Below are 20,858 nucleotides of genomic sequence, written 5' to 3' on the forward strand. Positions count from 1 at the left end.
CGTGTCCGCGCCGAACAACTCGTTCGACCCGGTCGAGGTCGCATCCCTGAGCGAGGAGTCGGTGGCGGCCATGGTCGCCGACGCGCTCGCCGCCGTGGCGGCCGCCGGTGACCTCGACGCGCTCAAGGAGGCCCGTCTCGCGCACGCCGGCGACCGGTCCCCGCTGGCGCTGGCCAACCGTGAGATCGGTGCGCTGCCCCCGGCCGCCAAGGCCGAGGTGGGCAAGCGCATGGGTGCCGCCCGGGGCCGCGTCCGCGAGGCCCTCGAGGCCCGCCAGCAGGTGCTGGAGGAGGAGCGCGACGCGCGCGTGCTGGTGGAGGAGGCGGTCGACGTCACCCTGCCGTGGGACCGCGACCCGCGTGGCGCTCGGCATCCGCTGACGACCCTGATGGAGCGCATCGGCGACGTCTTCGTGGCGATGGGCTACGAGATCGCCGAGGGGCCCGAGGTCGAGACGGAGTGGTTCAACTTCGACGCGCTCAACCTCGGGCCGGACCACCCGGCGCGGTCGATGCAGGACACGTTCTTCGTCGGCTCCGCCGACAGCGGGGTGGTGCTGCGGACCCACACCTCGCCGGTGCAGATCCGGTCGCTGCTCGACCGCGACCTGCCGGTCTACGTGGTCTGTCCGGGCCGGGTGTTCCGTACCGACGAGCTCGACGCCACCCACACCCCGGTGTTCCACCAGGTCGAGGGCCTCGCCGTCGACGAGGGCATCACCATGGCCGACCTCAAGGGCACGCTGGACCACTTCGCCGCGGCGATGTTCGGCGAGGGCATCGTGACAAGGCTGCGGCCCTCGTACTTCCCGTTCACCGAGCCCAGCGCCGAGGTGGACCTGCAGTGCTTCGTGTGCCGCGGCGCCAGCGTCGGCGACCCGGACAACCCCTGCCGCACCTGCAGCAGCGAGGGCTGGATCGAGTGGGGCGGCTGCGGCATGGTCAACCCGCGCGTCCTGCAGGCGTGCGGTGTGGACCCGCAGCGCTACAGCGGGTTCGCCTTCGGCATGGGGATCGAGCGCACCCTGATGTTCCGGCACGGCGTCACCGACATGCGCGACATGGTCGAGGGCGACGTGCGGTTCACCCTGCCGTTCGGGCTGGAGGTCTGATGCGCGCCCCGCTGTCCTGGCTGCGCGAGTATGTCGACATCCCCGCCGACCAGACGGGGCGTGACGTCGCCGACCGGCTGATCGCCGCGGGCCTGGAGGTCGAGCGGGTCGAGACCGTCGCGGGCGACCTGGTGCCGCCGCTGGTGCTCGGCCGGGTCCTGGCGATCGACGAGCTCACCGAGTTCAAGAAGCCGATCCGTTTCTGCCGGGTCGAGGTCGGGCCTGCCCACGGCGGCGAGCGCGGGATCATCTGCGGCGCCAGCAACTTCGCGGTGGACGACCTGGTGGTCGTCGCGCTGCCGGGCGCGGTGCTGCCCGGCGGGTTCGAGATCACCGCACGCAAGACCTACGGCCACGTGTCCGACGGGATGATCTGCTCCGAGCGCGAGCTCGGCCTGGGCGAGGACCACGACGGGATCATGGTGCTCCCGCCGGACGCCGGCGTCCCCGGCGACGACGCCATGCCCGTGCTGGGCCTCGGCGACGAGGTCCTGGACATCGCGGTCACGCCCGACCGCGGCTACGCCCTCAGCATCCGCGGGATCGCCCGCGAGGCCGCCACGGCCTACGGACTGCCCCTGCTCGACCCGGGCCTGGAGCTGGTCGACCTGCCCGCCCCCGTCGCGGGCGCCGCGCCGCACCCGTGCGGGAGCGAGGACCTCGTCGCGTGCGACCTGTTCACGCTGCGCACGCTGGTCGGCTTCGACCCGCATGTCCCCACCCCGGTATGGATGCGCCGCCGCCTGACGGCGTGCGGCATGCGGTCGGTGTCCCTCGCGGTCGACGTGACCAACTACGTGATGCTCGAGACCGGTCAGCCGCTGCACGCCTTCGACCTGCGCAAGCTGCGCGGGCCGGTCGTGGCCCGGCGGGCCCGCCCCGGGGAGCAGCTGGAGACCCTGGACCACGTCGCCCGCACGCTCGACTCCGACGACATCGTCATCAGCGACGACCGCGGCGCGGTCGGCCTGGCCGGGACCATGGGCGGGCTGGAGACCGAGATCGACGACGACTCCACCGACATCGCGCTGGAGGCGGCGCACTTCTCGCCGTCCGGGGTGGCGCGGATGTCGCGGCGGCACAAGCTGTCCAGCGAGGCGTCACGCCGGTTCGAGCGCGGCGTCGACCGGGTGCTGGCCCCCTACGCGTCCGCCCGTGCGCTGGCGCTGCTGCAGCGGCTCGGGGGCGGCACCTACCTCGGGATGACCGCGGTGGAGGCGCCGTACGAGCCCGCGACCGTGGTGATGGCCGCGGGTCACCCGGCGGAGGTCGCCGGGATGACCATCCCGCGCGAGACCGTCGAACGGCACCTGCGCTCCGTCGGCTGCGAGGTGACGGCGGACGGTGACGGCGAGGACGCGCTGCTGCGCGTCGACCCGCCCTCCTGGCGCCCGGACCTGGTCGACCCGCAGGACCTGGTCGAGGAGATCGTCCGCCTGGTCGGCTACCAGAACCTGCCGGCCACGCTGCCGAAGGCCTCCGCCGGCTACGGCTGGACTGCCGGCCAGCGGGTGCGCCGACGCGTGGGCCTCGCGCTGGCGGGCGCCGGCTTCGTCGAGGTCCTCGACTACCCGTTCGTCGGCGCGGCCGAGCTGGACGCGCTCATGGTGCCGGCCGACGACCCGCGCCGGCGGATGCTCCTGCTGGCGAACCCGCTGTCCGACGAGCAGCCCGGCCTGCGCACCACGCTGCTGCCGGGCCTGCTCGCGGCGGTGCGCCGCAACGTGGGCCGCGGCAACGACGACATCGCCGTGTACGAGGTGGGCGCGGTCGTGCGGCTGCGCGACGGCCAGTCGCCCACGGGGATCAGCGATCCCCCACGCCCGGACGTGCACGACCGGCCCGAGGATGCCGAGCTGGCGGCGCTGGAGGCGCTCCTGCCCGACCAGCCGCGGCACCTGGCAGTCGCTCTCACGGGGTCCCGCGAGCCGGCCGGCTGGTGGGGCGCGGCGCGTCCGGCCGCCTGGGCCGACGCGGTCCAGGCCGCCCGGCTGGTGGCCGACACCGTGGGCGCCGGGCTGACGGTCCGTACGGGCAGCACCGCCCCGTTCCACCCGGGTCGCTGCGCCGAGCTCGTCGTCGGTGACGAGGTCGTCGGGCACGCGGGCGAGCTGCACCCCCGGGTAGTGGAGGCGTTCGGCCTGCCGGCCCGCACCGCGGCCATGGAGCTCGACCTCGACGCGCTCGTCGCGGCCGCCCGCGACGTGACACCCGCCCCGGCCGTGGTCACGATGCCGCTGGCCAAGGAGGACCTCGCGGTCGTGGTCGACGCCGACGTCCCCGCAGCCGACCTGGCGGCCGCCCTGGTCGACGGCGCCGGTGAGCTGCTGGAGTCGTTGCGGCTGTTCGACGTCTACACCGGCTCCCAGGTCGGAGAGGGTCGCAAGTCGCTCGCCTTCGCGTTGCGGTTCCGTGCCCCCGACCGGACGCTGTCCGCCGAGGAGACCGCGGCCGCGCGGGAGGCGGCGCTGGCCGAGGCCTCGCGCCGCCACGGCGCCGTGCTCCGCGGCGCCTGACCCACGCCCGACGCCCCGTCCGGCCGACCGTCGAGGGCCGAGCCGGACGGGGCGTCCGTGGTCGTCAGCGGTCGGACAGCAGCCGCCTCGCCGCCCACGGCAGGGACAGGATCCGCCGCTCCACGGAGACCAGCGTGTCCGCCGAGGTCGCGAAGACGGCCCGGTCGACCCCCGCGCCGCCGTCGAGCAGGTCGGCGCCGGCCCCGCCCCACAGCAGGTCGTTGCCGCCCCCGCCGCGCAGGACGTCGTCACCGCCCAGCCCGACCAGCACGTCGTCGCCCGCGAGTCCGCACACGACGTCGCGTCCCGGGGTTCCCACCAGGAGGTCGTTCCCCGAGGTTCCTGTCACGGTGCACTCCGGCTCCGCGGGCGGAGCCGCGGTCACCGTCACGGTGACATTCGCGGGGGAGGACCGCAGCTCCCCGTCGTCGGCGGCGTACGACACCACGTCGTCGCCGGCGAAGCCCGGCTGCGGCGTGTAGCGCAGCACCCCGTCGACGATCGCTGCGCTCCCGTGTGCGGGTTCGGTGAGGATCACCGCGGTGAGGGCGTCCCCGTCGACGTCGCCGTCGTTGGCCAGCACGTCCACGTCGACCGGAGCCCCGGAGTCGGACCGGGCCACGTCGTCCGCGGCCGTCGGGGCGTCGTTGACCGAGGCCAGCCGCACGGTCACCTCGGCCGTGGTCGGCGGGTTCGTCCCGTCGGTCACCCGGTAGGTGAACGTCACGTCCCCGTGGTCGTTCGGCGCCGGCACGTACGTCAGGCCTCCGTCCGGCGCCAGCGTCAGCTCTCCGCGGTCCGGCCCGGTGACGAGCCCGACGGTGAGGGGGTCGCCGTCGGGGTCGGAGTCGTTGGCCAGGACCCCCGGCGCGGGGACGTCCAGGGCCTGGTCCTCGACCGCGTCGAACGCGTCGTCCAGCGCCGTCGGGCCGGCGTTGGCCGGGGCGACCGGGACGGCGGGGGGCAGGTACTCCGGATCCAGGTCGAACCACGGGCCACGGGTCCGCAGCAGCACCCGCGGGTCCGAGCCGTCGGGTCCGACGGTGCGCAGGGCCGAGGAGTCCGTCTCGGTGGTGCTGTAGGCCAGCCGGGCTCCGTCCGCGGACCACGACGGGTGGTCCAGAAGGGCACCGCGGGCCACCACGCGCGGCCCCGTCCCGTCGGCCCCCATCACGACCAGGTCGCGCGGGGCGGTCTCGTCCAGCGGGTCCCACGCCACGTACGCGATCCGCGTCCCGTCGGGGGACCAGGCCGGGAACCGGGCGGTCCGAGCGCCGTCGGTCAGCCGGACCACGTCCGCGCCGTCGGGAGCGACAGTGGCGACGTACTGGCCCGCGGCGTCGCCATAGGAGAAGGCGATGCGGGACCCGTCGGGTGACCAGTCGGGGTCCATCCCCGACGGGTGCAGTGTCGTCTCCACACCGGTGTCGAGGTCGTACGCCACCAGCGGGACGTCGCTCTCGCCGGCGCGGGGGCGCCAGCGGGATGCCAGGTACCGCCCGTCCGGGGACCAGGTCAGGCCCTCGCGTGCGACGCCGGCGGGGCCATGCCGCTGCGGGTCCGACCCGTCGGCGTCCGCGGTCCACAGGTAGCCGCGGTCGAAGTACGCGACCCGGTTCCCGTCCGGTGACCAGGTGGGGTCGGGGTCGACCAGCGTCGAGGTCACCAGGCGACGCCGGGTGCCGTCGGCGTTCATCCGGTACACCCCGTCCGGTCCGCCCACGGTGATCAGGTCCGGGCGGCCGATCCGCACCTCCCGGTAGGCCAGCGGGCCGCTGCGCCCGGACGGGTTCACCGCGCGTGCGGACACGTCGTGGTCGCCGTCGCCGGACAGGACGATCTCGTCGCCCGGCGCGACCGTGCGCGGCTGGCCGTCGACCATCACCTGGAGGCCGCCGGCACTGCCGTCCGGCGCGGCCGGCCGGTCGACGCGGACGGTGACCGGGCCGTCGTACCACAGCGTGCCGCCGCGCTGCCCGGCCACGACCTCGACGGCCGGTCGCGGGGCCGGAGCGGTGTCGACCCGCACCTCGAACCGCTGCGAGGCCGACACCCCGTACCAGTCGGTGGCGGTGAACTCCAGGGTGTGCACGCCCTGGGGCAGGACCACGTGCCACTCGTAGGTCCGCGGGTCGAGCTGGCGCGTCCCCTGACAGCTCGACGCGGCCGCGCAACCGTCGGCCCCGTCGATCGTGAACGCGACCCGGCCCAGGCCGTTGTCCAGGTAGGTGCGGCCCGGCGGGGTGCTCGAGGTCGCACGCACCGTCAGCCAAGGCTGCTCCAGGACCCATCCGTCGTCGCCGTAGCGGAAGTCCGAGGTGTCGACCGTGACGGTCGGCGCGTCGGGACGCGCCTGGTCGACGGCGAGCAGTGGCCACAGGTTCGACACGATCCGGGTGGCGTACATCGCGTGCCCGTCGGCGTTCGGGTGCAGCGTGCCCGTGGTGTCCTTGTTGACCCCCGCGAACTCCAGCGGACCGATCGGCCCCTGGACCCGGGTGGAGTCCTCGGCGCGGCGCATGTAGCCGTGTTCGGTGACGCAGTAGCCGTGACCCCAGAACGCCTTCGCGATCCCGTCGACGTAGCGCCAGCCGTGCTTGTCGGCGGCGCGCTGAACCCGGCCGTTGATGCTGGGAAGCACCGTCTCCGCGGCCCAGCGGACCTCGTCGCCGTCCATCATCAGCGGCTCGGTGACGCCCGCCAGCAGCACGTTGAGCAGCCCTCCGCTGACGGCGTACGCGAGCGCGTGCAGCAACGGGCCGGTGTTGATGACGTCCTCGAGCATCGACGGGCACAGCTGCCCGTCGGCCGTCCGGCGGGTGGAGTCCGGGTACTCCGTGAGGTAGACGCCGCGCACGTCCAGGCCGTGCGCGTCGGTCGCCGCCTGGAGCTGCTGGGAGAGCCGGTCGTAGCCCCGGTCGATGTTGTCGAGGTCGGCCTGGAAGCGCGCCTGCAGCGACGTGGGCGACGAGTCGTCGCCCACGTACGCATGCTCGCAGTCCGCGGCCAGCACGCAGGTGGCGGCGATGAGGCTGAAGCCCGCGTCGTTCCCTCCACCGGACACCACGAGGGCGTCGACCGGGCGGTCGCCGACCGCCGACACCATCTGGTCCACCTGGGACGCCAGCGGCTGCGCGCCCGCGGGTGGCTCCACGCCCAGGTACGGGCCGGTAATGCCGGTCCCGGCGCTCGTCCCCGGCTTGGTCGGGCCGTACGGGTCGAGGAAGTCCGACGACGCGTCCCATGCGGTGACCAGCGTGGCGCCGGAGCAGGCGAAGGACAGGAAGGTGACGGACGTGTGCGGGTCCAGCGACTCCAGCCGACGGGCCGCCTGGTAGGAGCCCGCGTTGGCGGAGCGATGGCAGCGCTCGTCCAGCCAGTCGGCGCCGCGCACGGCGTCCCCGGCGGGGCCGACCACCTGGGGCACGTCCGGCGCGCTCTCCCCGGACCCGTAGGAGTCGCCGAGGGACACGATGAGCAGGTCCCGCACGGTGACCGGCTGCTCGAACGAGCCCACGACGGCGCCGTCGGCGTCGGTGACCGTCAGGGTGACGGGGTACGTCGCCTGCTCGGGGAACAGGTGGCGCACCTCGCAGCTGCGTCCCGACACCTCCACGCCGCCGATGTCCCAGGCGTAGGTGAGCCGGGTGGGGGCGCCGGCCCGCTGGGCGGCGTCGTCCTCGGCGTCCGCGCAGCCGCGCAGGGTCGCCCACCATCCGTCGGGGTGCACGTACGCCGGGTCGTAGGTCTCGGGCGGACCGTCGAACCGCGGCGGCTCGTTCAGCTCGTTCCACACGTCGGTGCGGTAGCGGGAGTCCAGTGCCCACTCGAACCCCTCGGGAGAGGGCACGAACGGCACCGGGAGCGTGGTCCCGCCGCCCTCGGGTGGCGGCACGTCCGGGGTCTGCGCCGAGGCGGGTCCCGCCGGCAGGCCGAGCAGAGGGGCGAGGCCGGCCAGGGCGGCGGCGATCGCCACGGCTCTGACCCGGACGCAGGCCCGTCGACGGGGGTGGTGTCGACGGGGGTGTGATGGTGTGCGCACGGTGTCGTCTCCAGGGGTGAGGCGGGCGCGGGGCGAGCCGCGACGCGCGACGGGTCAGGCAGCGGGCTCGGTCGTGGCGCGCAGCCGGGCGACGTGGGCGGCGTAGTCCTCGTGGCCCGTCGACCGCCACATCAGCCGGACCTCCAGCGGCATCCCCGCGAGCATCGCCTCGGTCTCGGCGGCGTCGGCGTCCTCGAGGATCAGGCCGAGGGCGAGGGTGAGCTGCTGGGGCGGGATGCCGGCGGCGCCGTTGCGCCCCACGGCCTCCCACTCCGCGACGCTCAGGTGCTCCTCGACGAGCGGCAGCACCCGGGACTCCTCGAGGTCGAGGTGCTCCAGCAGTGCCGTCCGCAGCCGGTCCAGGGTGTCGGCCAGCACGGCGCGGGCCGGGCCGTCGGGGGCGATGCGCCAGTCCTGGACCAGGGTCAGCGCGGTGGTGAGCAGCCCGTTCACCGCCTGGTGCTGGTGCTCCATGGTGGTGACCAGGTCGTCGTGCAGGGGGGCACGCTGGTGCAGCAGCGGCCACACCAGGTCGTCCTCGCCCTCGTGGTGGTGGTGCAGCAGGTTCAGGACGAAGTCGGCGGTGTCGGCGACCAGTCCGACGCGCGCGGCATCGGACGAGGGCACGGCGCGGACGAGGTCGGGCAGCAGCCGCAGCTCGCGCCGGAACACCCGGTGCACCACGACCATGTCGTGGGTGTCGGGGCGGGCGGCGGTGTCGGTCGGTGCGGTCATGGGGGGCTCCTCTGGGTCGGGGCCCGCCGGCGGCGGGCGCATCTTGGATCGGTGCCCGCCGGCGGCGGGCGCATCGGGAGCGAGGGTGGGGCCGCCGGCTTGGAGAACCCTGGGAAGCCGCTGGGAGCACCGGCCGGACGGGACGTACGCTCCGGCGCGGAGGTGGGACGTGACCGCGCGCTACCGCGTGCTCGGGCCGGTCGGGCTGGAGGTCGACGGCGCCGAGGCCGATCTCGGGGGTCCGCTGCCGCGACGGCTGCTGTGCGTGCTGCTCGAGGCGCGTGGCCGAGCGGTGCCCGTGGAGGTCCTCGTCGACGAGCTGTGGGACCTGGACCCGCCCGGTCGGCCACAGGCCTCGATCCAGGGCTACGTCTCCGGGCTGCGCCGGGCGCTGGGGCCGCACCGCGGTGACCTGTCACACGGGCCGGGCGGCTACCGGCTGCGGGTGGCGGAGGGGGCCCTCGACGCCGACGCGTTCGCCGCCGAGGTCGAGCGCGGCCGGGTGACGCTCGCGGCCGGAGACGCCGGCGGCGCGGCGGACGAGTTCCGGACCGCCCTGGGCCGGTGGCGTGGCCGCCCGTACGACGAGCTCCTCCCGGGCCGGGGGGAGTCCGAGCGGACCCGGTTGGCCGACCTGCGCGCCGGGGCCGAGGAGGACCTGCTCGAGGCCCGGCTGGCCCTGGGCGAGGCGGCCGCGGTGGCGGCGGAGGCGGAGGCGCTGATCGAGCGCGCACCCCTGCGGGAGCGCCGGTGGGCGCTGCTGGCCCTGGCGACCTACCGGGACGGTCGACAGGGGGACGCCCTGGGCTGCCTGCGGCAGGTCCGGCGGCTGCTGGCGGACCGGTTGGGGATCGACCCCGGACCGGCGCTGCAGGACCTCGAGCGCCGGATCCTGGCCCAGGATCCGGCGCTGTTGGCGAGCGCCTCCGCACCCGAGGTTCCCCGGGCGGCCGACGGCGGCGGCGAGGCTCCGCCGCCGCCCACCGCACTCACCAGCTTCGTGGGACGCTCGGCGGAGCTGGCCGAGCTGGACCGGCTGCTGGCCGCCGACCGGCGGCTGGTGACCGTCGTGGGCCCCGGCGGGGCGGGCAAGACCCGGCTGGCGCTGGAGTGGGTGTCGGCGGACCGGGACCGCCGGGAGACGGTGTGGTGGCTGCGCGCCGGCGACGTCCAGGACGCCGACCTGGTGGGTGTCAGCCTGGTCCAGGCCACCGGGCAGGCGGCCCTGTCCGAGGATCCGGTCGCCGCGGTGCGCTCCGCCCTGACCGGTGGCTCCGCGGTGCTCGTCGTCGACAACGCCGAGCACCTGGTGGAGCCGCTGGCCGCGATGGTGACCCGGCTGCTCGCCGGGTGTCCCCGGCTGCGGGTGCTGGTGACCAGCCGCGAGCCGCTCGGGGTGGACGGGGAGGCGCTGCTGCCGCTGGGGCCGCTGCCCGTGGACGCGGCCCTGCCCGGTGCCGGCCCGAGCCGGTCCGACGCGGTCCGCCTGCTGCTGGACCGGGTCGCGGCGCAGCGCCCGGGCTGGGAGCCGGACGCCGCCGACCTGCACACCGCCGACCTGCTGGTGCGCCGGCTGGACGGCATGCCGCTGGCGGTGGAGCTGGCCGCCTCGCGGGCCCGGGTGCTGTCCCTGGCCGACCTGCTGAGGATGCTCGACGAGCGGGTCGACGTGCTGGGCGCCGTGCCGCGCTCCGACGTGGTGCGGCACGCGAGCCTGGAGGACGCGATCGCCTGGAGCGTGGACCCGCTGGCGGCGCCCGAGCGGGACCTGCTGCTGCGGCTGTGGCCGTTCGAGGGCGGGTTTCCCCTCGACGCGGCCGAGGCGGTGACCGCGCAACCCGACCGCACGCTGCTGGACCTGTCCACGCTGGTCACCCGATCGCTGGTGCTGGCCGACACCTCGGTCAGCCCGACCCGGTTCCGCCTGCTGGAGACGGTGCGGGCCTACTGCCGCACCCGTGACGACGGGCCGGACCCGGATGAGGTGCGGGCCGCGCACGCCGCCTGGGTGGAGGCGCTCACCGCCGACGCCGATGCCGACCTGCGTGGCCCGCACGCCGGACGGGTGCTGGTCCGGTTCGAGCAGGAGCTCGGGAACGTGCGCGCGGCCCTCGCCCACGACCTGCCACACGATCCGCGTCGGGCCCTGCGGGTCGCCGGGCGACTGGGCTGGTTCTGGTACCGGCGCGGGCACGTGGCCGAGGGCCTGCGCTGGCTGGACCGCGCGCTCGAGGCGGCCGCGCCACTCGCGGCCGGCGCGCCGGCTGCGGACGAGGTGCGCGCCCGGGAGGCCCGCGCGGCGCTGCTCTACCTGGACGGGCGGCTGCCCGAGTCGGGCGAGGAGATCGACCGGGCGGTGCGGCTGGCCGAGACCGGACCCGAGGTCCCGGACTGGCTGCGCGGTCTGGCGCACGCCCGGCGGGGCTACTTCCGGGTGCTCGACCTCGACGGACCCGGCGCCCTGGCGGACGCCGCAGCCGCGCAGGACCTGGCCCTGGCCGGGTCGGTCGACTGGCTGGCCGCCGACGCCGTCCAGGTACGGGGGCCCGCGCTCGCGCTCACGGGGGACCTCGCGGGCGCGGAGTCGGCGTTGCGGGCGGCCGCGCGCGCGGCGGAGGCCTGCGGCTACCGCTGGTGCGCGTCCTCCTCGGAGTGGATCCTCGGCACCCTGCTGCTGATGTCCGGCCGGGCACCGGAGGTGCCGTCCCTGCTGGCCGGCGCGACGCTGCGGCTGGTCCCCGAGCACGACCGCAGCGCCGTGCTCGCGTGCGCGATCTCGCTGGCCGGGGCCTGGGCGGCCACCGGTCGGGTGGACGACGGGCTGGCGCTGGTGGCGGCGGCCGGCGAGCAGGGCTCCCGGATCGGGTACTCGCCGCAGCGGATGGATCCGCGCAGCATGCAGCTGGCGGAGGCCCTGCTGGACGCCGCCGTCGCCGCCGAGGGCGTCGGCGCGGACCGCCGGGCGGCTGCGGAGGCACGCGGTCGCGGCTGGGACTGGGACGCCATGGTGGCGGCCATGACCGCGGACGCCCCGGGCCGCGCGGGGGCCCCCGGGGCGACAAGTACGCGTATATACGTATAGTCTCCCGCCCCATGGGACTCACCGTCGCGGTCGCCGGCGCCTCCGGGTACGCCGGCGGCGAGCTCCTCCGGCTGCTGCTGGGCCACCCCGACCTCGAGGTCGGGCCGGTGGCCGCCGGCGGCAAGGCCGGCCAGCCGGTCGCCGCCGTGCACCCGCACCTGCCGGGGCTGGCCGGGCGCACCCTGGTCGCGGCCGACGCCGACGCGCTGGCCGAGGCCGACCTGGTCTTCCTGGCGCTCCCGCACGGGGAGTCCGCCGCGCTGGTGTCCCGGCTGCCGCAGGACCTCCCGGTCGTCGACCTCGGGGCCGACTTCCGGCTGGCCGACCCGCAGGCGTGGGAGACGTTCTACGGCAGCGGACACGCCGGCACCTGGGTCTACGGCCTGCCCGAGCTGCCCGGCACCCGGACCCGGGTGGCCGAGTCCACCCGGGTGGCCAACCCCGGCTGCTACCCCACCTCGGTGGCGCTCGGGCTCGCCCCGCTGCTCGCGGCCGGGCTGGTCGAGCCGCGCGACGTCGTGGTGGTGGCCGCCTCGGGGACGTCCGGTGCGGGTCGCAAGCCCAGCGACACCCTGCTGGCCACCGAGGTGATGGGGTCGATGTCGGCGTACAAGGCTGGCGGCACGCACCAGCACACCCCGGAGATGGAGCAGACCCTGTCCGAGGCGGCCGGCAGCGAGGTCCGGCTGTCCTTCACCCCGATGCTGGCGCCGATGCCGCGCGGCATCCTCGCGACCTGCTCCGCCCCCCTGCCCGAGGGGGTCACGACCGAGCTGCTGAACGAGGCCCTGCACGGTGCCTACGACCCCGAGCCGTTCGTCCACGTGCTGGCCGAGGGCTCCTGGCCGCGCACGTCCAGCACGGTGGGCAGCAACGCGGCGCAGCTGCAGGTCGCGGCTGACCGGCACGCCGGTCGCGCTGTGGTCGTGGTGGCGATCGACAACCTCGGCAAGGGCGCGGCCGGGCAGGCGGTGCAGAACGCCAACCTCATGCTCGGCCTCGCCGAGACGGCCGGCCTCAGCGCGGAGGGGGTCGCCCCGTGAGCGTCACTGCGGCACAAGGCTTTCGGGCGGCGGGCGTCACCGCCGGCATCAAGGCGTCGGGGCGACCCGATGTGGCGCTGGTCGTCAACGACGGTCCGCTGCAGGCAGCCGCGGGGGTGTTCACCACCAACCGGGTCAAGGCGGCGCCGGTCGTGTGGACCCAGCAGTGCATCACCACCGGCGAACTGCACGCGGTCGTCCTCAACTCCGGCGGTGCCAATGCCTGCACCGGGCCGGACGGCTTCGCCGACACCCACCGCACCGCCGAGCACGTCGCGGGCCTGCTCGGGGTGGGCCCGATCGAGGTCGCCGTCTGCTCCACCGGCCTGATCGGCGAGCGCCTGCCGATGGGGCTGCTGCTCCCCGGGGTCGACGCCGCCGCCGCCTCGCTGTCCGCCGACGGTGGCGGCGACGCGGCCGTCGCCATCATGACGACCGACACCGTGAGCAAGCAGGTGACCGTCGCCGGGGACGGCTTCGTGGTCGGCGGGATGGCCAAGGGCGCGGGGATGCTCGCGCCGGGCCTGGCGACGATGCTCGTGGTCCTGACCACCGATGCGGTCGTGGACCCCGACGACCTCGACACGATCCTGCGCGGCGCGACCCGGCGGACGTTCGACCGCGTGGACTCCGACGGCTGCATGTCGACCAACGACACCGTGCTGCTGCTGGCGTCCGGCGCATCGGGGGTCCGGCCGCAGTACGACGACCTGGCGGCTGCCGTCGAGGAGGTGTGCGGCCGGCTGGCGCGGATGCTCATCGGCGACGCCGAGGGCGCGAGCAAGGACATCCGGATCGACGTGGTCGGCGCCACCAGCGAGGACGACGCGGTCGAGGCGGGCCGCGCGGTGGCTCGCAGCAACCTCCTCAAGTGCGCGATCCACGGCGAGGACCCGAACTGGGGCCGGGTGCTGTCCGCGGTCGGCACCACCGACGCCGCGTTCGACGCCGACGCCCTGGACGTGGCCATCAACGGCGTGTGGGTGTGCCGGGCGGGTGCGCCGGGGGAGGACCGGGCGCTGGTCGACATGTCCGGGCGCGAGGTGACCATCACGGTCGACCTGCACGCCGGCACCCAGAGCGCGACGGTGTGGACCAACGACCTCACCGCGGCGTACGTGCACGAGAACTCCGCCTACTCCACCTGACCCGACGGGACCCGCGAATGCCCACCCTGCGCACGATCGACCCGGCGGCAGCCGCGGAGAAGGCGCACGTCCTCGCCGAGGCGCTGCCCTGGCTGGAGCGCTTCCACGGCGCGACGGTCGTGCTGAAGTACGGCGGCAACGCGATGGTCGACGACGACCTCAAGCGCGCGTTCGCCGAGGACGTCGTGTTCCTGCGGCTGGCCGGGCTGCGGCCGGTGGTGGTCCACGGCGGCGGCCCGCAGATCACGTCCATGCTCGCCCGGCTGGGGGTCGAGACGGAGTTCCGCGGCGGCCTGCGCGTGACCACGCCGGAGGCCATGGACGTGGTCCGGATGGTGCTGACGGGGCAGGTCCAGCGCGAGGTGGTCGGCCTCATCAACGCGCACGGCCCGCACGCGGTCGGGCTGTCCGGGGAGGACGCGCACACGTTCACCGCCGAGCGCCGGCACGTCGTCGTCGACGGCCTGCCGGTGGACGTCGGCCAGGTCGGCGACGTGATCCGGGTACGCCCGGACTTCGTGCAGGACCTGCTCGACGACGGGCTCATCCCCGTGGTGTCCAGCATCGGCGTCGGCGAGGACGGCCTGATCTACAACGTCAACGCGGACACCGCCGCCGCCGCGCTCGCGGTCGCGGTCGGCGCGCAGAAGCTGGTCATGCTCACCGACGTCCCCGGCCTGTACGCGGACTGGCCGCACAGCGACGAGATCGTCCGCACCCTGCACGCCACCGAGCTGACCGCGCTGCTGCCCCGGCTGGAGAGCGGCATGGCGCCGAAGATGGAGGCCTGCCTGCGGGCGGTCCTCGGAGGGGTCGCCCGCGCCCACGTCATCGACGGACGCGTCGCCCACTCGGTGCTGGTCGAGGTCTTCACCGACGAGGGGGTCGGCACGATGGTGCTGCCCGACGGGGCGGTGGACGCATGACCGCCGCAGGGGCCGGCCCGGCGACGACGGCGCTGCGGGACCGCTGGGCCGCGGTGATGATGGCCAACTACGGCGTGCCGCCGCTGGCCCTGACGCACGGCTCCGGGACGCAGGTGTGGGACGCCGACGGCCGGGAGTACGTCGACCTGGTGGCGGGCATCGCGGTGTCCACGCTCGGCCACGCCCACCCGGCGGTCGCGGCTGCCGTCGCCGAGCAGGCGACCCGGCTGGTGCACACCAGCAACCTGTACGTGCACGAGGTGGGCGTGTCCCTCGCCGAGCGGCTGCTGGGACTGCTGGGCGCCGAGGGCCGGGTCTTCTTCAGCCAGGACGGTGCGACGGCCAACGAGGCGGCCTACAAGCTGGCGCGACGGCACGGCCGCACCCTCGACCCTGACGGCGGCCGGCTGGAGATCGTCGCCATGCACGGCGGCTTCCACGGCCGGACGATGGGCGCGCTGTCGGTCACCGGCAACCCGCCCAAGCGGGAGCCGTTCGCGCCGCTGCCCGGCCCGGTCACGTTCGTGCCGTACGGCGACGCCGACGCGCTGCGGGCCGCGGTCGGGCCGCAGACGGCCGCGGTCTTCGTCGAGCCGGTCCAGGGCGAAGGCGGCGTGGTTCCCCCACCCGCGGGATACCTCGAGCAGGTGCGCGAGATCTGCGACGAGAGCGGCGCGCTCATGGTCGTCGACGAGGTGCAGTCGGGCATCGGCCGGACGGGTGCCTGGTTCGCCAGCACCGACCAGGGCGTCGTGCCCGACGTCCTGACGCTGGCCAAGGGCCTGGCCGGCGGGCTCCCGCTCGGCGCCTGCATCGGGGTCGGGTCGGCGGGGGACCTGTTCCGCCCCGGCGACCACGGCACCACGTTCGGCGGCAACCCGCTGTCCTGCGCCGCGGCGCACGCGGTCATCGACACCGTCGAGTCCGAGGGCCTGCTCGAGCACGTGCGCACGCTGGGCGACCGGTGGGCGCAGGAGCTCGCCGCGGTGGACCACCCGCTGCTCGCCGGCCAGCGCGGCGTCGGCCTGTGGCGGGCGCTGGTCCTCAGCGAGCCGAAGGCCCCCGCCGTCGAGGCCGCGGCCCGCGAGGCCGGCTTCCTGGTCAACGCCGTTCAGCCGGACGCGGTCCGGCTGGCGCCGCCGCTGGTGCTCTCGGACGCGGACGCGGATGCGTTCGTGGCCGCGCTGCCGGGGATCCTGGCCGCGGCCGAGGGGGGTGCGTGACGTTGCGGTCCCCCCGTACCAAGGCGGCCCGGCACATGCGCATCGTCGAGCTGCTGGCCCAGGAGGCGGTGCGCTCGCAGGCCGAGCTCGGCGAGCTGCTCGCCGAGGACGGCTTCGTCGTGACCCAGGCGACGCTGTCCCGCGACCTGGACGACCTGCGCGCGGTCAAGGTCGTCGGACCCGACGGCGAGCTGGTCTACGCGGTTCCCGAGGACGGCGGGGACCCCACTCCCCGGCCGGTCGACCTCGACGCCGCCAGCGGCGTGCGGCTGGCCCGGCTGGCCGAGGAGCTGCTGGTGACGGTGGACCACTCGGCCAACATCGTGGTGGTCCGCACCCCGCCCGGCGCCGCGCAGTTCCTGGCCTCCGCGATCGACCACGCGGTGCTGCCGACGGTCATCGGCACCGTCGCCGGGGACGACACGATCTTCATGGTGACCCGCGACCCGGACGGCGGCGCCGAGGTCGCTGCCGCCCTGCTGGAGATCGTCGACGCCCGACGACGCAGCCCGGGCTGAGCCCGGGACCCGCCGCAGACCCCGTACCGCAGCAAGGGAAGACTGACCACAGACCACCGCACCCCGGCCGGGGTGCCGAGCAGGGAGAAGAACAGTGACCGAGCGCGTCGTCCTCGCCTACTCCGGAGGACTGGACACCTCCGTCGCCATCGGCTGGATCGCCGAGCAGACCGGGGCCGAGGTGATCGCCGTGGCGGCGGACGTCGGCCAGGGCGGCGAGGACATGGAGGTCATCCGCAAGCGCGCCCTCGCGTGCGGTGCGGTCGAGTCCGAGGTGATGGACGTCAAGGACGAGTTCGCCGACGACTACTGCCTCCCGGCCCTGAAGGCCAACGCCCTCTACATGGACCGGTACCCGCTGGTCTCGGCGCTGTCGCGGCCGGTGATCGTCAAGCACCTGGTGCACGCCGCCCGCAAGTTCGGCGCGACGACGGTCGCCCACGGCTGCACCGGCAAGGGCAACGACCAGGTGCGGTTCGAGGTGGGCATCAACAACCTGGCCCCCGACATGAAGTGCCTGGCCCCGGTGCGCGACCTGGCCATGACGCGGGACAAGGCGATCGAGTTCGCCGAGCGCGACGACCTGCCCATCGACGTCACCAAGAAGTCCCCGTACTCCATCGACCAGAACGTGTGGGGCCGCGCGGTCGAGACCGGGTTCCTCGAGGACGTGTGGAACGGGCCGATCGAGGACGTCTACTCCTACACCTCGGACCCGACCGTCCCGCGCGAGCCGGACGAGGTCGTCATCACCTTCGACCAGGGCCGTCCGGTGGCCATCGACGGTCACCCGGTCACGATGCTGCAGGCGATCCAGGAGCTGAACCGTCGCGCCGGTGCGCAGGGGGTCGGCCGGCTCGACATGGTCGAGGACCGCCTGGTCGGCATCAAGAGCCGCGAGGTCTACGAGGCCCCCGGCGCCATCGCGCTGCTGACCGCGCACGAGGAGCTGATGAACGTCACCACCGAGCGCGACCTGGCCCGCTTCACCCGGGGCGTGTCGCAGCGGTGGAGCGAGCTGGTCTACGACGGCCTGTGGTTCAGCCCGCTCAAGCGAGCGTTGGACGGCTTCCTCGACGACGTCAACGCCACGATCTCCGGTGACATCCGGATGACTCTGCACGGCGGTCGCGCGGTGGTGACCGGACGCCGCAGCGAGGACTCGCTGTACGACTACCACCTGGCCACGTACGACACCGGCGACACCTTCGACCAGTCGCTGGCCAAGGGATTCGTCCAGCTGTGGGGACTTCCCAGCACGATGGCGTCGGCGCGCGACCAGCGCCGGTCGTCCGGTGCCTGACGCGGTGCCCGCGGGCGAGCGGCCGGCCGGGCCGGGGGAGTCCGGCGGGCCGACCCGGCTGTGGGGCGGCCGGTTCGAGGGCGGGCCGTCCGACGCGCTCGCGGCGCTGTCGCTGTCGGTCCACTTCGACTGGCGGCTGGCGCCGTACGACATCCTGCAGACCCGCGCGCACGCGGGGGTCCTGCACCGCGCCGGCCTGCTCGACGACGACGAGCTGGCCGAGGTGCTGGCGGCGCTGGACGGGCTGGCCGCGGACGTTGCGTCCGGTGCGTTCCTGCCGACCGAGCAGGACGAGGACGTCCACACCGCCGTGGAGCGCGGGCTGCTGGAGCGGCTCGGCCCGCTCGGCGGCAAGCTGCGTGCCGGGCGCAGCCGCAACGACCAGGTGGCCACCGACTTCCGGCTGTACCTGCGTGACCGGGCGCGAGCGATCGCCGCGGAGGTCGTGGCACTGCAGGGTGCCCTGCTGGAGCAGGCCGAGCGGCACGTGGACACCGCGGCGCCGGGCTTCACCCACCTGCAGCACGCGCAGCCGGTCTCGTTCGGGCACGAGCTCGCCAAGCACGTGCACGCCCTCGCGCGCGACCTCGACCGGCTGATGGACTGGGACGACAGGGCCGCGCTGTCGCCGCTGGGTGCCGGCGCACTGGCCGGCTCCAGCCTCGGCCTGGACCCGCTGGCGGTCGCCGCCGAGCTCGGGTTCCGCGGGGCGCTGGCCAACTCCATCGACGCGGTGAGCGACCGCGACTGGGTCGCGGAGTTCCTCTTCGTCGCGGCGATGATCGGCGTCCACCTCTCCCGGCTGGGTGAGGAGGTCGTGCTGTGGACCTCGCGCGAGTTCCGCTGGGCCCGCCTCGACGACGCCTGGGCCACGGGTTCGTCGATCATGCCGCAGAAGAAGAACCCCGACATCGCCGAGCTGGTCCGGGGCAAGTCCGGGCGCCTGATCGGCGACCTCACCGGGCTGCTGGCGACGTTGAAGGGCCTGCCGTACGCCTACAACCGGGACCTGCAGGAGGACAAGGAGCCGGTCTTCGACGCCGTCGAGCAGCTGCTGCTGGTGCTGCCTGCCGTGACCGGGATGGTCGCGACCCTGCAGTTCGACGTGGACCGGATGGAGGCCGCGGCGCCGGAGGGCTACGCGCTGGCCACCGACATCGCGGAGTGGCTGGTCCGCCGGGGCGTGCCGTTCCGCGAGGCGCACGAGGTCGCCGGCGCCTGCGTGCGCCGCGCGGAGTCGCGCGGCGTCGAGCTGTGGGACCTGTCCGACGAGGACCTGCTGGAGGTCTCCGACCACCTGACCCGCGAGGTCAGGGGCGTCCTCACCGTGCGCGGGGCGCTGGACTCGCGCGCCGGCTACGGCGGGACCGCGCCGCAGCGCGTCCGCGAGCAGCTCGCCGACGTCGCGGTCGTCGTGCGCCAGGCCGGTGACTGGGCCGCCACGCAGCCCGTGCCCGGGCTGCGCTCCTAGCGGCGTGTCCCGCGCCGCCGCCCGTCGGCTGCTGGCCGGTGCGGCGCACGAGGTGGCACCGCGCCTGCTCGGCGCCGTGCTCGAGTCGCGGGTCGGCGGCGACCCGGTGGCGGTGCGCATCACCGAGGTGGAGGCGTACGCCGGAGTGGGCGGCGACCCGGCGTCGCACGCGCACCGGGGCCGGACCCGCCGCAACGCGGCCATGTTCGGACACCCGGGACACGCGTACGTCTACTTCACGTACGGCATGCACTGGTGCCTTAACGTCGTCACCGGGACCGAGGGGGACGCCGCCGCCGTCCTGGTGCGCGCGGGCGAGGTGGTCCGGGGGGTCGACGCCGCCCGGCGGCGTCGGCCGGCCGCGCGGACCGACCGGGACCTGGCCCGCGGGCCGGCCCGGCTCGCGGCGGCCCTCGGAGTGACGGCGGACCTGGACGGGGCTGACCTGCTGGGCGACGGACCGCTGACCCTGGCCGTGGGCGCGCCGCCGGCCGCCGCGCGGGTCCGGACCGGGCCGCGGGTCGGGGTACGCGGCGGCGCGACCACCCCGTGGCGGTACTGGCTGGCCGACGAGCCGACGGTCAGCGCCTACCGGCCGGCGTCGCAGCGGCCGCGCCGCTGACGGGCGGGGCACTGACCCAGCACTGACCCAGCACTGACCCACCACTGACCCAGCACGCCGCTGACGGCGGGGTACTCGCCGTACGGGAGGATGTGCGCTCGTGAACGCCCTCCTCGACGACCTGCGGTGGCGCGGCCTGGTCGCGCAGAGCACCGACATCGACGCCCTCGCCGCCGACCTGGATGCTGGTCCCCTCACCCTGTACTGCGGGTTCGACCCGACCGCCCCGAGCCTGCACCTGGGCAACCTGGTCCAGATCCTCACCGTGCGCCGGTTCCAGCAGGCGGGACACCGCCCACTGGCACTGGTCGGCGGTGCCACCGGGCTCATCGGCGACCCGAAGGAGACCGGGGAGCGCACCCTCAACGCCACCGACGTCGTCGAGGGCTGGGTGGCGCGGATCCGCGGCCAGCTCGAGCGGTTCTTCGACTTCGAGGGCGACAACGCGGCGGTGATGGTCAACAACTACGACTGGACCGAGCCGGTCGGCGTGATCGAGTTCCTGCGCGACGTCGGCAAGCACTTCAGCGTCAACCGGATGCTGGACCGGGAGGCGGTCGCTGCCCGGCTGGCCGGCGGCGGCATCTCCTTCACCGAGTTCAGCTACCAGCTGCTGCAGTCGCACGACTACGTCCAGCTGCACCGCCGGTACGGCTGCACGCTGCAGACCGGCGGGTCCGACCAGTGGGGCAACATCACCGCGGGCGTGGACCTGGTGCGCCGGATGGACGGTGCCTCCGTGCACGCGCTGACGACGCCGCTGATGACGAAGGCCGACGGGACCAAGTTCGGCAAGACCGAGAGCGGCACGGTCTGGCTGGACCCGCAGCTGACGTCCCCGTACGCGTTCTACCAGTTCTGGGTCAACTCCGACGACCGGGACGTGAGCGGCCTGCTGCGGACCTTCAGCTTCCGTGGCCACGACGAGATCGAGGCCCTCGAGCGGGCGGTGCAGGAGCGGCCGGCGGCCCGGGAGGCCCAGCGGGCCCTGGCCGAGGAGCTCACCACGCTCGTGCACGGAGCCGACCAGTGCAGCGCCGCGATCGCGGCGGCCCGGGCCCTGTTCGGTCAGGGCGACCTCGCCGAGCTGGACGAGGCCACGCTCACCGATGCGTTGC

The 20,858-nt window shown here is 74.9% G+C and carries 14 protein-coding genes (1 of these 14 only partly in view); 12 read left to right on the plus strand and 2 right to left on the minus strand.

Annotated features, from left to right (window positions below):
- Position 1: 1 nt before the first annotated feature.
- Together pheS and pheT are read left to right on the plus strand one after the other, a co-directional pair.
- Entirely contained in the window at positions 2–1,111 is a 1,110-nt protein-coding gene (gene pheS / locus R2737_05410; protein ID MEZ5115692.1) for a phenylalanine--tRNA ligase subunit alpha, read from the plus strand.
- Positions 1,111–3,627, plus strand: coding sequence for a phenylalanine--tRNA ligase subunit beta (pheT, locus tag R2737_05415; GenBank protein MEZ5115693.1), 2,517 nt, complete (start codon positions 1,111–1,113; stop codon positions 3,625–3,627). The genes pheS and pheT overlap by 1 nt, the downstream gene beginning before the upstream one ends.
- A 64-nt stretch (positions 3,628–3,691) precedes the next feature.
- Here pheT and R2737_05420 read toward each other — a convergent pair whose 3' ends face one another.
- On the minus strand, positions 3,692–7,603 hold the full coding sequence (locus tag R2737_05420) for an Ig-like domain-containing protein (protein MEZ5115694.1): 3,912 nt from the start codon (positions 7,601–7,603) through the stop codon (positions 3,692–3,694).
- Positions 7,604–7,723: 120 nt separating this feature from the next.
- On the minus strand, positions 7,724–8,404 hold the full coding sequence (locus R2737_05425) for a hemerythrin domain-containing protein (protein ID MEZ5115695.1): 681 nt from the start codon (positions 8,402–8,404) through the stop codon (positions 7,724–7,726).
- Positions 8,405–8,573: 169 nt separating this feature from the next.
- On the opposite strand from R2737_05425, the gene R2737_05430 reads away from it, so the two are divergent.
- From R2737_05430 to tyrS, 10 genes are all read left to right on the plus strand, one after another.
- Complete coding sequence (locus R2737_05430; GenBank protein MEZ5115696.1) at positions 8,574–11,486, plus strand: BTAD domain-containing putative transcriptional regulator; 2,913 nt, start codon at positions 8,574–8,576, stop codon at positions 11,484–11,486.
- An 11-nt stretch (positions 11,487–11,497) separates the two neighbouring features.
- Complete coding sequence (gene argC, locus R2737_05435) at positions 11,498–12,529, plus strand: N-acetyl-gamma-glutamyl-phosphate reductase (GenBank protein MEZ5115697.1); 1,032 nt, start codon at positions 11,498–11,500, stop codon at positions 12,527–12,529.
- Positions 12,526–13,677 (plus strand): bifunctional glutamate N-acetyltransferase/amino-acid acetyltransferase ArgJ, encoded by a 1,152-nt coding sequence (gene argJ / locus R2737_05440; protein MEZ5115698.1) that lies wholly within the window; start codon positions 12,526–12,528, stop codon positions 13,675–13,677. Before argC ends, argJ begins: the two co-directional genes overlap by 4 nt.
- A gap of 17 nt (positions 13,678–13,694) precedes the next feature.
- Positions 13,695–14,603, plus strand: a complete 909-nt coding sequence (gene argB / locus R2737_05445; protein MEZ5115699.1) for an acetylglutamate kinase — start codon at positions 13,695–13,697, stop codon at positions 14,601–14,603.
- Entirely contained in the window at positions 14,600–15,826 is a 1,227-nt protein-coding gene (locus R2737_05450; GenBank protein ID MEZ5115700.1) for an acetylornithine transaminase, read from the plus strand. Before argB ends, R2737_05450 begins: the two co-directional genes overlap by 4 nt.
- Complete coding sequence (locus R2737_05455; protein ID MEZ5115701.1) at positions 15,823–16,344, plus strand: arginine repressor; 522 nt, start codon at positions 15,823–15,825, stop codon at positions 16,342–16,344. The genes R2737_05450 and R2737_05455 overlap by 4 nt, the downstream gene beginning before the upstream one ends.
- A gap of 94 nt (positions 16,345–16,438) precedes the next feature.
- On the plus strand, positions 16,439–17,647 hold the full coding sequence (locus tag R2737_05460; GenBank protein ID MEZ5115702.1) for an argininosuccinate synthase: 1,209 nt from the start codon (positions 16,439–16,441) through the stop codon (positions 17,645–17,647).
- Complete coding sequence (gene argH / locus R2737_05465; GenBank protein ID MEZ5115703.1) at positions 17,640–19,118, plus strand: argininosuccinate lyase; 1,479 nt, start codon at positions 17,640–17,642, stop codon at positions 19,116–19,118. Before R2737_05460 ends, argH begins: the two co-directional genes overlap by 8 nt.
- A gap of 4 nt (positions 19,119–19,122) precedes the next feature.
- Positions 19,123–19,740: a DNA-3-methyladenine glycosylase gene (locus R2737_05470; GenBank protein ID MEZ5115704.1), complete on the plus strand. Its 618-nt coding sequence runs from the start codon at positions 19,123–19,125 to the stop codon at positions 19,738–19,740.
- A 100-nt stretch (positions 19,741–19,840) separates the two neighbouring features.
- A protein-coding gene (gene tyrS / locus R2737_05475) for a tyrosine--tRNA ligase (protein ID MEZ5115705.1) crosses the window boundary here: on the plus strand, positions 19,841–20,858 show its 5' portion. 287 nt of this gene lie beyond the right edge of the window; only the first 1,018 of its 1,305 coding nucleotides appear in the window; the start codon lies at positions 19,841–19,843; its stop codon lies beyond the right edge, outside the window.

Source organism: Candidatus Nanopelagicales bacterium (genome assembly GCA_041393815.1).
In the GTDB taxonomy this organism is placed as follows: domain Bacteria; phylum Actinomycetota; class Actinomycetes; order S36-B12; family JAWKJK01; genus JAWKJK01.

Bases quoted from the DNA above. Each gene is read 5' to 3' on its own strand.
- pheT (MEZ5115693.1), top strand. From the start codon at position 1,111: ATGCGCGCCCCGCTGTCCTGGCTGCGCGAGTATGTCGACATCCCCGCC.
- R2737_05425 (MEZ5115695.1), bottom strand. From the start codon at position 8,404: ATGACCGCACCGACCGACACCGCCGCCCGCCCCGACACCCACGACATG.
- argC (MEZ5115697.1), top strand. From the start codon at position 11,498: ATGGGACTCACCGTCGCGGTCGCCGGCGCCTCCGGGTACGCCGGCGGC.
- argB (MEZ5115699.1), top strand. From the start codon at position 13,695: ATGCCCACCCTGCGCACGATCGACCCGGCGGCAGCCGCGGAGAAGGCG.
- R2737_05450 (MEZ5115700.1), top strand. From the start codon at position 14,600: ATGACCGCCGCAGGGGCCGGCCCGGCGACGACGGCGCTGCGGGACCGC.